The sequence below is a fragment of the Pelosinus baikalensis genome, assembly GCF_020819555.1.
In the GTDB taxonomy this organism is placed as follows: domain Bacteria; phylum Bacillota; class Negativicutes; order DSM-13327; family DSM-13327; genus Pelosinus; species Pelosinus baikalensis.
Genome location: NZ_JAJHJB010000062.1, coordinates 1 through 14,079 on the forward strand (window position 1 = coordinate 1; position 14,079 = coordinate 14,079).

At 39.3% G+C, this 14,079-nt stretch carries 13 protein-coding genes; 1 reads left to right on the plus strand and 12 read right to left on the minus strand.

Features of this window, described 5'->3' with window-relative positions; all coding sequences use genetic code 11:
• Window positions 1-345: 345 nt before the first annotated feature.
• The 7 genes from LMF89_RS23510 to LMF89_RS23535 all read right to left on the minus strand — a co-directional run bounded on the left by LMF89_RS23510 (window position 346) and on the right by LMF89_RS23535 (window position 8,122).
• Complete coding sequence (locus LMF89_RS23510; RefSeq protein WP_229537237.1) at window positions 346-1,647, minus strand: pyrimidine-nucleoside phosphorylase; 1,302 nt, start codon at window positions 1,645-1,647, stop codon at window positions 346-348.
• 100 nt (window positions 1,648-1,747) lie between these two features.
• Window positions 1,748-2,926 (minus strand): NupC/NupG family nucleoside CNT transporter, encoded by a 1,179-nt coding sequence (locus LMF89_RS23515; RefSeq protein WP_007954232.1) that lies wholly within the window; start codon window positions 2,924-2,926, stop codon window positions 1,748-1,750.
• A 17-nt stretch (window positions 2,927-2,943) separates the two neighbouring features.
• Window positions 2,944-3,342 carry a cytidine deaminase gene (locus LMF89_RS23520; protein ID WP_007954229.1) on the minus strand — a complete coding sequence of 133 codons (399 nt, stop codon included), beginning with the start codon at window positions 3,340-3,342 and terminating at the stop codon, window positions 2,944-2,946.
• Between the two features lie 166 nt (window positions 3,343-3,508).
• Complete coding sequence (locus tag LMF89_RS23525; protein ID WP_229537239.1) at window positions 3,509-4,198, minus strand: Crp/Fnr family transcriptional regulator; 690 nt, start codon at window positions 4,196-4,198, stop codon at window positions 3,509-3,511.
• Between the two features lie 456 nt (window positions 4,199-4,654).
• A complete protein-coding gene (locus tag LMF89_RS23530; RefSeq protein WP_229537240.1) occupies window positions 4,655-5,965 on the minus strand; it encodes an L-cysteine desulfidase family protein in 1,311 nt (436 codons plus the stop codon).
• Between the two features lie 121 nt (window positions 5,966-6,086).
• Complete coding sequence (locus tag LMF89_RS26000) at window positions 6,087-6,215, minus strand: hypothetical protein (protein ID WP_255711610.1); 129 nt, start codon at window positions 6,213-6,215, stop codon at window positions 6,087-6,089.
• Between the two features lie 176 nt (window positions 6,216-6,391).
• The gene (locus LMF89_RS23535) at window positions 6,392-8,122 is read right to left on the minus strand and encodes a sigma-54 interaction domain-containing protein (protein WP_229537242.1); all 1,731 of its coding nucleotides are present in this window, start codon (window positions 8,120-8,122) and stop codon (window positions 6,392-6,394) included.
• 236 nt (window positions 8,123-8,358) lie between these two features.
• On the opposite strand from LMF89_RS23535, the gene LMF89_RS23540 reads away from it, so the two are divergent.
• Window positions 8,359-9,201: a polysaccharide deacetylase family protein gene (locus tag LMF89_RS23540; protein ID WP_229537243.1), complete on the plus strand. Its 843-nt coding sequence runs from the start codon at window positions 8,359-8,361 to the stop codon at window positions 9,199-9,201.
• A 210-nt stretch (window positions 9,202-9,411) separates the two neighbouring features.
• Here LMF89_RS23540 and LMF89_RS23545 read toward each other — a convergent pair whose 3' ends face one another.
• The 5 genes from LMF89_RS23545 to LMF89_RS23565 all read right to left on the minus strand — a co-directional run bounded on the left by LMF89_RS23545 (window position 9,412) and on the right by LMF89_RS23565 (window position 13,898).
• Complete coding sequence (locus LMF89_RS23545; RefSeq protein WP_229537244.1) at window positions 9,412-9,585, minus strand: hypothetical protein; 174 nt, start codon at window positions 9,583-9,585, stop codon at window positions 9,412-9,414.
• 230 nt (window positions 9,586-9,815) lie between these two features.
• Window positions 9,816-10,697 (minus strand): glycine betaine ABC transporter substrate-binding protein, encoded by an 882-nt coding sequence (locus tag LMF89_RS23550; RefSeq protein WP_229537245.1) that lies wholly within the window; start codon window positions 10,695-10,697, stop codon window positions 9,816-9,818.
• Between the two features lie 25 nt (window positions 10,698-10,722).
• The gene (locus tag LMF89_RS23555; protein WP_229537246.1) at window positions 10,723-11,556 is read right to left on the minus strand and encodes an ABC transporter permease; all 834 of its coding nucleotides are present in this window, start codon (window positions 11,554-11,556) and stop codon (window positions 10,723-10,725) included.
• Window positions 11,525-12,751: a quaternary amine ABC transporter ATP-binding protein gene (locus tag LMF89_RS23560; RefSeq protein ID WP_229537247.1), complete on the minus strand. Its 1,227-nt coding sequence runs from the start codon at window positions 12,749-12,751 to the stop codon at window positions 11,525-11,527. The genes LMF89_RS23555 and LMF89_RS23560 overlap by 32 nt, the downstream gene beginning before the upstream one ends.
• Window positions 12,752-13,286: 535 nt before the next feature.
• Window positions 13,287-13,898, minus strand: coding sequence for a PDC sensor domain-containing protein (locus LMF89_RS23565; protein WP_229537249.1), 612 nt, complete (start codon window positions 13,896-13,898; stop codon window positions 13,287-13,289).
• Window positions 13,899-14,079: the final 181 nt, after the last annotated feature.

Consider the following 14,079-nt stretch of genomic DNA (forward strand, 5'->3'; position numbering starts at 1 on the left):
TTTTTCTAGCCCATAATGGATAACCCTTCTGTAATATATCTTACAGGGACAGGCTCCGTGTTTTCGAGAAACAATGTGCCTGTCCCCCTGTTTTATGTGAAAGTGGATATAGCTCATTTTGAATGTAAACAACTTAAATCAAAGGCTATTTAAGCATTGAGAGTGACACTAGGGACGTTTCTCTTTTGGCAACTTTTAGTTACCCAAAAAGGAACGTCCCTACCTGTCATTAATAACATTATAAGTAATCGCGGGGACAGCAGACCAATGTCATAAAGCTATAGTGTAAAAAAGTCAGGTGACGGTTTCTTTATTTCTCTTTCAAAATGTTAGCTAAAAAATAATTTATGCCGTTATAATATCATGAATTAACTGCGGCACATCAGCTTTGTCTTCAATATATATGTTTTGATAGATTTTTTCTATGACCTCAGTTACCACTTCTTGATTCGCATGAATCGTTACCAATGACTCGTCTTTGCTGACTTTGTCGCCAACTTTTTTATGCAGGACAAGACCAACCGCCAAATCAATTTCCGATTCTTTCGTTGCTCGTCCTGCTCCAAGTAGCATAGCCGCTGTTCCGATAGCATCGGCTACGATTCTGGCTACTACTCCATCTTTTTTCGCGGGAACTTCAATGCGATAAGCTGCTTGTGGTAATTTTTCTGGATGATCAACCACCTCTGGATTGCCACCTTGGTTTATGATAAACTCTTTGAACTTTGCCAAAGCTTTCCCATTTTTCATCACGTCTTGCAGCATTGCTTTTGCCTCTGCTAAAGAAGCGGATTTTCCTGCCAAATAGGACATTTGACTACCTAATACTAGGCAGAGTTCTTCTAAATCTTTCGGACCTTTTCCCTGTAAGGTATCAATTGCTTCTTTGACCTCTAGCGCATTACCAATCGCAAAACCTAACGGTTGACTCATATCTGAAATCACTGCCATCGTTTTCCGACCAACATTATTGCCAATTCGTACCATGGCCTGTGCTAACTCTTTCGCATCTTCCTCAGTTTTCATAAAAGCACCAGCGCCAGTTTTGACATCCAAAACAATAGCATCTGCGCCTGCTGCGATCTTTTTACTCATAATCGAACTAGCAATCAAAGGAATGGAATTGACGGTAGCCGTCACATCACGCAAAGCATACAGCTTTTTATCGGCTGGCGTTAAATTACCACTCTGTCCGATAACGGCAATTTTATGACGATTTACCAAGTTGATAAATTCCTCTTTCTCAATCTCCACATGAAAACCAGCAATCGATTCTAATTTATCAATCGTACCACCCGTATGACCAAGTCCCCGTCCCGACATCTTAGCCACAGGAACGCCGACAGCCGCCACGAGCGGTGCAAGCACCAAAGTAGTCGTATCACCTACACCGCCAGTAGAATGCTTGTCAACCTTGATTCCTTCAATCGCTGACAAATCAATCGTATCACCAGACTCAACCATTGCCATTGTTAAATCAGCACGTTCTCTCTCGGTCATATCTTGAAAAAAGATTGCCATTGCCAAAGCACTCACTTGATAATCAGGAATCGTACCTTTTGTATAACCTTCAATAATAAAGTAAATTTCAGCTGTTGTTAGCTCTTTTCCATCCCGTTTTTTTTCAATCAAATCTACCATTCTCATCAGAAATTCTCTCCCCTCGAATTAGCGTAACTCATGCACACGTTTAAACGTCATAGATTTCATATCTCGTTATCTTCAACCGTCTTTTTATTCTATTATACTAGAAAAAGAAGCCAGAGACAGTAGCTGATAGAAGACTAACCAGACTTGCTCCATAAATAAGCTTTAAGCCAAAGCGAGCAACGATGTCCCCTTGCTTTTCTTGTAAGGCTTTTACCGCCCCAGCTATAATGCCTACCGAGGAAAAATTGGCAAACGATACGAGAAAAACAGAAACGATACTGACAGTTCGCGCTGAAAGCTCTGTACTTTTTCCCAGATCCAACATCGCAACAAATTCATTAGCTACCAATTTCGTTGCCATAATACTACCTGCACCCACTGTTTCCTGCATCGGTATCCCCATTACAAACGCAAGAGGAGCAAAAACAAATCCTAACATTTGCTGAAAGGTAATTCCGAAAACTGATGCAAAAATCCCGTTTACCATGCCAATTAACGCTACGAACCCAATCAACATGGCTCCTACAATAACTGCCACTCGAAAGCCATCCATAATATATTCACCCAGCATCTCAAAAAAGGATTGCTTCGTTTCTACCTCCACTTCCAAACTATCCTCCTGCGCTGTTACTTCATAGGGATTGATAATGGATGCAATAATAAAGCCCCCGAATAGATTGAGCACCAATGCAACCACAACACACTTAGGTTCAATCATTTTCATGTATGCTCCAACAATCGACATAGACACAGTAGACATTGCTGAAGCACACAACGTATATAAGCGATGCTCAGGCAATAATCCAATCTGCTTTTTGACCGAAATAAATACTTCAGATTGTCCTAAAATTGCCGATGCCACTGCATTATAGGATTCCAATTTTCCCATGCCATTAACTTTACTTAAAACAATCCCAATATATTTTATGACAAAAGGTAAAATTTTAGTATATTGTAAAATGCCAATTAACGCAGAAATAAAAACAATCGGCATTAAAACACTAAAGAAAAATGCTACTTGCTCACCTTTCGCAAGTCCACCGAAAACAAAACCAATACCTTCCATAGCAAAAGAAATTAAAATTGAAAAAATAGCGGCAAAACCACCGATAAAGAATTCTCCAATCTCGGTATTAATTAACACAAAAGCCAATAAAAATTGTAAAACTAACATGATAAAAATAGACTGATAGCGAATTTGTTTTTTACTACTACTTGCAGCATACGCAAGCAAAAACACCACGAGTAAACCTACTATTGCTAATAAATAATTCATGATATCCCCCTAAGTTATTACTTTTTATCCATGTCACTTGACTTAAATGAACCGGGTAATAGTTGTTCCATCGTCCATACTTCTATATCACCATGTAAATTAGCCAAATAAATTTTGGTATCCCTTGTACAAAACTCAGACAATACTTGCCGACAAGCACCACAAGGCGAAACTGGATCTTCTGTATCGGCAATCACGGCTAACGCTTCAATTTTATGCTCGCCTTCGGAAATTGCTTTAAAAATCGCTGTACGTTCTGCACAATTGGTCAATCCAAAAGATGCATTCTCAACATTACAGCCACGATATATCTTCTGACTATCACCAACTACCGCCGCGCCTACCTTAAAATGTGAAAATGGTACATAAGCATACTCTCGCGCTTCTCTCGCCGCTTGAACTAATTTTTCTTTCATGCTAGCTAACCTCCTATAAATCATTTTTTCTTATATTGCTTATTATTTTTTATAACAAGCACTTTTTAATATTCACTTGATACCGTTTCACCCTGCATTGACTTCACGCCAGAACTAGTACCAATACTTTTATTTTTAGTTTTGTAAAATGTAAAATTACTGCTAACTATTTAAAATTCTGGATTTCAAGAAGCAAATTAGCATACTGACCTTTACTAATATAAATTTTTCCGCTTCTCACAAAAACCAATCCGGCACTGTTCAGTTTATCAACACATCTATTAATCGTTTTTACACTTACCCCTATTTCATCCGCAATCTGTTGTCGTTTTTTATCAATGAGCAATACATCGATATTCCCTTGGTTTTCTTGATAATATTTGATAATATAAGCCTGGATTTTGCGTATTCCTGACAAGAAATTAGCGGTTCCCGTTTTACTTGCCGTAGAATACATTTTCTTAGCAAGAATTTGGGATATTTTCAACAAAACTGCATGATCGCACGCAATCCATTTAGCAAAGTCTTTAGCAGTAATCATCAGCACCTTGCAATTATTAACAGTTTCAACCGTACTAACGTATTCCATTTCACCGGCTAAAATCTCCAGTTCACTAACAAAACTAATAGGTCTTATTCGCTCAAAGATATAAATCCGCCCATTTTCAAATTCATTAATGACCTTCAATTCACCGCCAATAAGAATATAGGCATATTCTACCTTTTCCCCCTTTTTTAACAAAGTTTCCCCGGCAGGTATTTTTTTCAAAAAAACTTTTGCCCTTATCTTTTCTGGCATTCCTACTAGCAATTCCTTCAATTGAGGCTCACTAAATAAAAAATCATCAAACTGCATGATTAACCTCACATCTTTCAAATTATATCTGTATAGCAATCTTTACACTCGCAGAATTATGAAAAATAGTTTTCTTCTTATATAGGATATTTTTTCTATTTAAAACTTGACCTACCATTCATTCTAATTGTTCTAATAATCTTTTAAAAGGTCATATGTCCTTTTTCTGAAATTTTAGCATACTTAAATTCTCATAACATGCAAAAATTTACTTTGATATAAACTTCTTTCCACCACAGCATTTTCATGTATAAATCACCTACAAGAATCATATACTAGATAAACCAAAAACGCCCTGTCGACACAGGGCGTTTCGCTTGAATAGGCCAGTTGACGCTAGCCTGTTATTTAATTACAACCTGATATTATTAAATTTGACAGTTTGAATCTTAGACTGTCTTTTTCTTTTGGCGGTTCACTTACTTATTGGATAGCGCTTCACCAACGCTCAAGTTACTATTTCTTTTTCAACATGATTTGTAAAATCTGATCATCCGTTTGACTCATGCCTTGGCAGGCTAATTCACCTAAGTTTGCAATGGATTGATCTACATCATTGGCAACAATTCCTTCATATTCTGTAACCCTTATTCCTTCGAGTGCCATTAGTACAGCCTTATAAGCAGCTGTAGCTGACGTAGATACTTTCATGGCACAGCTATTGGAAGCGCCATCACAAATGATTCCAGCTACATCACCGATCATATTTGAAATAGCCATACTGACGGTTTCAAAATCACCTTTCAGTAACCAAGACATTCCAGCGGCAGCTCCCATAGATGCTGTAGTTGCAGCACACAGTGCTGATAATTTAGGAAGTTTGTCGTGAATATAAATCGCCATCATATGGGATAACATTAGTGCTCGTATCAGCGTTTCTTCATCGGCTTTTACATGCTGGGCGACTACTATGATAGGCATTGTTGCAGCTATGCCTTGATTACCAGAACCGGAATTAGTCATTGCTGGCAGGGTTGCCCCCCCCATCCGAGCATCTGAGGCAGCGGCAGTACGCATTAATATCTGAGTGAACAGACTGTCAGATAACAAGCCTTGATAAATCTGGCGATTCATGGTTGCACCAATATGCAGGCCGTATTGTCCATCCATACCTACTTCCGACAGTGAATCATTCAGGATGGCGGCTTCACGGATAAAGCTAATCATTTCCAACGGTGCTTCTATTGCAAAATTATATACATCACTAGCTCGAACACCAATTAAAGAGTATTTATCCATGTCAACTGCTATCGTATTTTGTGGCTCATTTTGAAATACGATCTTACCATTTTCCTCAATAAGCACCACGTTGGTATGGGCATCAGCAATGCAAACCCGTACCCAGTCCTCGTCGTGGATAACCCGTGCTTCTGAATAGAGAATATTAGGTACATGTGCAATGGAAAGTTGAACACGATCTTCTGCAATCATACGTTTACCAGCCACAATCTGTTCAGGCGTTAGTTTTTTTAGAACCTCCAGTTTGCCTTCAGGATCGCCACCAAGAGCACCGACGGCAGCAGCAATTAAGAGTCCTGTGGTGCCAGTTCCCGGCACAGTAACTCCCATGCCATTTTTCATCAAATTTGCTGAGACCTTAGCTTCGATTCTTTCCACCGGTTTTGCCAGTCTCTGTGCGGCAATGGCTGCTGCCAACGCTAATGAAATGGGCTCTGTGCACCCTAAGGCAGGTACGACCTCTTTTTTTACCGCTTTGATAAACTCCAACCACAGGGGATTGACTGTTACAGACGATAGTTCCTTCATATTAATCTTCCTCTCATTTTCATAAAATAGATTAGTCACCAGTGCAAGAATGCCAATCCCTATCCAAATAAATGATGCTGCCTTCTTAGTTAACCTGCTTTGTAGACGATAGCTTCGATTTCTACCCCCAGTCTGTCGCATCAAACCGAATGGCTTCTTTCCATTCTTCTACAGTCATACCGGCTCGCGCTGCTGGACTTTTACAAGAGAAATCTGTTGCAGTTTCTGCTACATTAGTTAATGCTCCCATTTATACTGCCTCCTAATATTATGTAGTCCATCTACTAAATTATATCAATAGATGCCGCTATCTAATTATTATTGCAAAAAGCATGCCAAAAAAAATCCCCCGAAAATCGGGGGATTTTTCTAATTTTTCTCACTATTAAACGAGAAATACTGACAAATAATTGCGAAATTTCTCAATTATTGTAAAGCATACTTCTTCATTTTGCGGTATAACGTTGCTAAACTGATTTCCAACGCAGCAGCCGCTTTTTTTTTGCCTTCCACATCTGAACCAAACTCGGCCAGTAAACTAACTAGGCGCTGACGTTCAGGCATATTTTTCATATGGCCGACTAAGCGATCTGGTAAGTCCCGTACGCTAACCAAAGGCTCTTTTGCTTTTACTACTGCACATTCTACTGCATTTTCTAACTCGCGCACATTACCTATCCAATCATGGTTCTGCAGACAGTACAATGCTTCTGATTCAAAATCCTTGAGATTCTTATCGTAAGATGCAGCCAATCGTTGCAGGAAATTTCTCGCTAGTAGTAAAATATCTTCGACCCGGTGGCGCAATGGTGGTAATACGAGGTTGATTACATTCAAACGATAATATAAATCTTCTCTAAATAATCCTTCTTTAATCCGCTCAGCCAAATCCCGATTGGATGCTGCCAGTATCCTAACATCAATTGGATTACCCTGAATGCCACCAACAGGCTCCACAATACGATCTTGGATAACCCGTAGCACTTTCACTTGCAGTGACAGTGGCATATCGCCAATTTCATCCAAAAATAATGTTCCACCATGGGCCATCTGGAATTTCCCTGACTTGCCCCCCCGTTTAGCACCCGTAAAAGCCCCTTCTTCATAACCAAACAATTCACTTTCCATCAAGGATTCCGGAATAGCTGCACAATTTATTGCGACAAAAGGACCTTCCCTACGTGCGCTGGCAAAATGAATGGCTTTAGCTAACACCTCTTTACCCGTACCGCTTTCCCCACCAATCAAAATGGTAGCTGACCCTGCAGCTGCTTGCTTTGCTTCTTCTAAAATCTGCAGGAAAAGAGGATTTTTTCCTATTAGGTCGGAAAAACTTACTGGAGCTACTCGATGGGATCGGCCTATCTGTCCGCCTACCGTTCTGAAACTAGCAACAACCCCTTGAATGACATCACTATCTACTATTGGCTTAGCACTGATAAAATAATGGTGCTGATGGCCGTGTTGCCATAACTTCACTTCCTTGTCGACAAATTGACTACCGTCTCTAAGAGATTCTTCTAACGGTGTTCCAGGAAATATTTCGTTAATGTGAAAACCGAGAACATCGCTAGTTTTGACTTTTAACAATTTTTCCGCTGCAAAATTCAAATTGCTGATTCTGGCTTGCTGGTCAATGGCAATGATTCCTTCTGTAACAAAATTAAGTACTATTTGTAGCTGCTTTTTTAGCGCTATCGTCCGTTGCATAGCCTCAACTTCAAGTACTTTGGCTGCTACCAATTCAGCCATCTTTCGCATAAAGGCCAATAAGTTTGGTCCCTTATGAACAAGTTCTTGCTGCTGCTCTTGCGAAAACGCTACCAGGCCAATTACGCCGATGGTATCCTGACCTAAACGAATGGGACAGCATAATTGGGCTAGTTCTGTACAAATGGACTTTCTTCCGCAATTTTCGCAAGCATTACTTGTACTTATATCCTTAATCAAATATTCATCGCCGCGACGCAACACCCGGCTGTAGATAGAATTACTACTCAAAGATTGACCGATAGTCTGTTGATGACATCCGGTTCCGGCTATGCGCACCAAAGTTTCATCAGCAATTGTCACATCCATACTCAGCGCGCTGGATATGGCTTCGGCGATTTGCTGCGTTACTGTCTGAATTTTTTGCAATCTGGTCATGTCTTTCATCTCACCTCACCTGTTCATTCTATCAAAAAGTACAAAATATCCTCCTAATCATTCTACTTTATATTCATTCTATCATAAAGATCAATATGGGAATATGCGTAGTTTTTATCCAGGACCAATGCTATTGAAAGAACATAAAAAATAATAAATTGACGCTAAAATAGCTCACCTCTTGGAATTCCAGTATATAATAAAATCATATTCTACATTACTTATATAAAGGAGTTGCATTTTTTTTGCAGATAGTTACGAAGAAAGCAATCCGATATGGAATTATCATTTTAATTTTTATATTATTAGGACTAAGCTATATCGCCTTTCATTATTTCCAAGGCATACCAGTTTTAAACTATCATCAAATCAACAATAAGGACCATAATACATTAACACTTAGCTCTACCGAATTTGAAGCGCAAATTAATTATTTATACCAGGAGGGTTATACCGGAATCTCACCTGACCAACTAGCGGATTATTTGCAATCTGGAAAGAAACTTCCACCTAAACCTATTTTAATCACTTTGGATGATGGCTATAAAGATAATTATCAGGTAGCCTATCCAATCTTGCAAAAGTATCATTTTACCGCGACAATATTTGTAATCACCGATTTTGTGAACAATTACGGAAAATATTTAACATGGAATCAAATAAGAGAAATGAGTGATAATGGGGTAAGTTTTGAAGCACATACTCTAAGTCATATTTCACTTTCAAAGGCTTCTGATGAGGAAATTCATAATCAATTAGTCAAATCAAAGGAAGCGATAGAATGGCGGTTAGGTAAAAAGGTGGACTATTTAGCTTATCCAGGTGGAGAATATGATCAACGAGTAATCGGATTGGCAAAGGAAGCTGGCTATCGGGCAGCTTTTACCGTAAACTTTGGACGAGATAGGATAAATTCTACATTATATACTTTAAATAGGATTCCTATCTTTGGAGGACAATCACATACATTCTTTCGTTTTTGGCTACGTTTAAATTTTACGCAGACAATTAACGCCTTACAAAACCTCAAGGCCTATTTACTTAAAGAAGGTAATACTTCTATCGCTGGTTTGATCTCTATCCCATAAATTTTATTGCGGTATAACCACGTGCGTTATGTGAACTATCATTTGACTCATATGATTCACATTAATCGTAGACAGATTCCCCTATTTAAGATTGCTATCACTTTAACACCGTGAAACGAAAGCTTAATAGGTTCTTTTTAAAGCAGCAATTCACCAGTCCCTTCCAATCAAGACAAAAAAATAAGCACCCTTTACAGAGTACCTTTAGTTCTATTCTGCAGTTACCTTCAACATCTTCAGAAATTCATTCATAGAATATGCTTCTTCCTGATCTGGTTTATCATCGAACCTTACAAAAACCTTAGCCCCATCTATATTCGTTATCGTTCCGTTATGACAGGTATTAAAATAGAGAGATACTTTGGAACCAACTTCAATAAGCATACTAATGACCTCCTATTCATTTGCTACAGCTGCCTGTTGTAGTACTTGTTCAAGTAGTCTTGCCTGTTATATTATTGCCCTGTTTTAGTTTCTTTAGCATTCAGTATCCAAGTGCACAAGAATAGACCTATCGGCAGATGAGATGCCGATAGGTCTTTGTCATATCCCTTCTATAACTATTCTTCACTTTAGGTTGCATATCACTTTGCTCAAGGGTAAGGTTTTTGGGGTTACTTCATCCACCCATCAACTAGCGCTCTATTATCTTTGATCCATTCCTTTGCAGCATCTTCAGGAGTCATACCACCGTTAATTAGACTTTCTAGGCTACCGATTTGCTGATCATCAAGCTTGAAGCTTTTCAACATTTTGGCAATTTCCGGATTTTTCTTGGTAAATTCCTTGTTTGCCAGGGTATGAATACCTTCGGCTTCTCCATAACTCTTCTTCGGATCCTCTAAGTACTTAAGATCATACTTGGCGAACATCCAATGAGGACTCCAAGCAGTAACAACAATCGCCTGTTTGTCGCGGTAGGCTTTATCAAGGGCCGTCAACATGGCGGCTTCTGAGCTCTGGATGACTTCGTAGTCTAAGTCATAGTTTTTGACCAATTCAGCCGTCATTTTCATTATACCAGCACCAGGATCGATACCGGTAATTTTACCATCAAATAGTTGCTTATTAGCCTTTAAGTCTTCAACAGAATTAATATTAACATATTTCGGAACGACGAGACCCATTTTCGCTTCGCTAGTATACCATATCCCATAGTCATCTAGATTATCTTTATATTTATCCCAATAGGCTTTATGAGTATTCGGAAGCCAACAATCCATAAAAACGTCTAGATTCCCTTTATTTAACCCAACAAAAAGGGGGGCCACTTCGAGACTCTTAAGATTAACTACATAACCTTTTTCTTCGAGAAGAACCTTCCAGACATTACTTACAGCCACATCCTCCACCCAATTGACATATCCAATGTTGACCGTCTTCTTCTCGCTAGATTTAGATGGTGTCGTTCCACACCCTGCCGCCAATCCCATCATTAACATAGCCACTATAACTAATATTAGGTTCCGTTTCCATTGATTTTTAAGTAACTTCACTTAATCATCCTCCTAATTTTTATGCTTATTTAGTTCCCCGTGAATTGCGTGCTACCCCTTGACTTAGACTGTCGAGGATCATTGCAAGAATAACAACAGCTAAGCCATACTCAAAGCCTTTACCAATATCCATCTGTGAAATCCCTGCAAGCACGCCAGCACCCAGTCCTTGAGCCCCAATCATCGCTGAAATAACAACCATGGAAAGGGAAAGCATCATGGTTTGATTGATTCCTGCCATTATTGTAGGCATTGCTAAAGGTAATTGAATTTTCCAAAGCATCTGATAAGAGCTTGAGCCAAAGGCTTCTCCGACTTCGACCAGGTCAATGGGGACCTGACGTATACCAAGATCTGTCAACCGAATGACAGGGGGCATGGAAAATATTACTGTGGCGAACACCGCCGATACTGTACCTAGATTAAAAAACATCAATGCCGGAATGAGATAGACAAACGATGGCATTGTCTGCATAAAATCCAGTAAAGGAGAGAGAATTTTATGAAAGCGATCACTCCTTGCGGCAAATATTCCTAAAGGAATACCTATGATCAGGGAGACAACGGAAGCAATCAACATTAGAATCAGAGTATCAAGAAAAGGTAGCCATAATTCTAAGTTATAGATAACAGCTAATCCAGCTGTAGTTCCTAACGCGAGGCGCCACCCCTTCGCACGCCAAGCCAATAGGGCAAAAATTATAATGATCACAAACCACGGAATTAATCCCGCGCCGTTGCGTATTGAATCTGTAATATTGGTTACAGATTTGGTGAAGGCATCAAAAGCATTACCAAAATTCTTCAAAAGCCACTCTACACCCTGGTTAACCCACTGTCCCAATGGTAGACGATACATCTTTTAAGTCACCTCCTGTGTTGGCTAACGCAGCAAGTACTGAGCCCCGTATGATGATTCCAATGAGGCGTTGCTCTTCATCGACCACCGCTAAGGGAATCTTACTTTCTGCAATAACCGAAAATATATCTTGAACGAGGACATTTGCATTGTAGACCGGAACTTCTAGTAACTTGACTTCCTGAAGACTAACAATACCAGCTTTACGTGCTTCCAATGCTAGATCGGCAGTGATGAGCCCTTGTAAATGTTTAGCCCGATCCACGACGAATACACTGGAAATACCGTGCTCTTTCATAACCTGTAGGGCAACATGAGGACCATCACGCAACTGTACAATGGGATGCGGCCTCTTCATCACGTCTTTCAGAATTAGAATTTTGCTGCGGTCAACACCTCGGGAAAATTTAGCTACATAGTCATCAGCAGGGTCTCTAATAATCTCTTCTGGTGTACCCACTTGAACCAGGGAACCATCCCTTATAAAAGCGATACGATCTCCTATTTTTAAGGCTTCACTTAAGTCATGAGTAATAAATACAATTGTTTTGTTCATCTTCTCCTGAAGATTTAATAACTCATCCTGCATTTCTTCCCGAATCAGAGGATCCAAGGCACTAAATGCTTCATCCATAAGGAGAATATCAGGATCATTAGTCAAAGCGCGGGCCAAGCCCACTCGCTGTTTCATACCACCACTTAATTCTTCGGGATAGGAATTCTCATAACCAGCAAGTCCGACCATCGCCAAACGTTCCAATGCCCGTTTTTCCCGTTCTGCTTTACTTACCCCATGGACCTCTAAGCCAAAAACAGTATTTTGCAGCACCGTCCGATGAGGTAAAAGAGCAAACTGTTGGAAAACCATGGCCAATTTTGTTTGTCTAACTTTTCTTAGTTCTTTAAAATCTAACTTGATAATATCTACACCATCGATGATGACTGAGCCCGAACTGGGTTCGATTAACCGATTGAGGCAACGAAGAACAGTCGACTTCCCACTACCGGACAGCCCCATAACAACGAAAACCTCACCCTCATTCACCGTAAAACTAACATTATTTACACCGATAGTTAAACCTGTTTTTGCTAAAATTTCTTCTTTACTCAAGCCTTTATCCAATAAATCCAAGGCCTTTTGAGGCTGAGAACTAAAAATTTTAACTAAATTCTTAACTTCAATTTTTACGCCCATGATCTACCTCCTCTTAAAGAGTTCTAGGAATTGCTAAATGGAAAACTTACATTTTATGTTTTTCATTATTATGCCATTTATCCACATATTTAATTTATCCATCCGCTATATACAATAATTTAACAAACAACTTCATTATAATTATACGAGTTGCTTGTTAAATTGTAAAGACCAAATTTTAATTGCAGCCCATCTATCTCGGTTGACGCATGATATTCCTCAAGCTGTTGGCATAAAAAATTCATAGACCAGCTAACTGTCTTATCAACGTCCAACCACAAGTTATAGATGCAAAAAGCTTGTCGCCAGAGCTAGTGTAAGCACAATGCCCAAAGCAACTAGGACGAGACACTGAGAACGACAAACTTGATGGCAGCATTTCTGTTCTAACATTCCTTTTTTTCGCTATTACAAATGATACGGTTCTGCGTATCGGATCAAACAGCGAGTTTTTTCCATCTGGCAGGAGCACTATACGCGATCCGAGAACTTGTAAACCTACCCATTTTGTGTCAATAAAATCGTCTTTTCATCGTTAATTCCTTGCATTACTGGATTGTGCATAACAAAATCCGCTAAGCTTATCATGGAGATCGTTAAAGTACTGCCGCCCCGCCCTTTCCCGCAAAAAGTCATCTAAGACAGATAGCGGCAGGGCTCCTTGGATGACACCTGTAATAGTTTCTTGATTTTTAAGTGGCACGGCTAATACCACTATTGGTTTTCCATCTGACATACTAATGATAACATCAGATACCACTTCTTTACCATTTATTGAATCTTGGAAAAACTGTCGATGAGCCGCATTCCCAAGTTTTTGGTTATCATCACGAAAACGTTGGTTCCCCACTTTATCATCTACAACTAACTCCAACTTTGGATAGAGTTTCCTAGCATCTACCAAATATGATTTTCCATTAGGATCCAAACTAATAATGCTAGGATTCTGAGCAAGTACTTTTAACACCACAAAGTGCATATCAAGATAATGGCTAACATCATTGCGCACCGCAGATAATATTTCCATATTTTTCTCATTATATTCTTGTATCGTTTGATTGTAGATTAGATTGTAGTAATAAAATGAAGATAATACTAAAGGTAGACAGCTAACAATTAAAAGTATCATAATAATCCGTTTTTTCATGTTTTACCTCCAACTGAATATTATTTTGCACTTACTGCAAATAAATGTAAGTACTAGATTCTCTTTCCCATCGCCTCCCTGTCCCTCACCAAACCTGTCCATGAGAACTAGAAGTCCCTCTTCCTCATAGCATGAATGAGTGTTTGCAACTTTACTCTCGGTCTTTCTTTGGCCAAGTCGC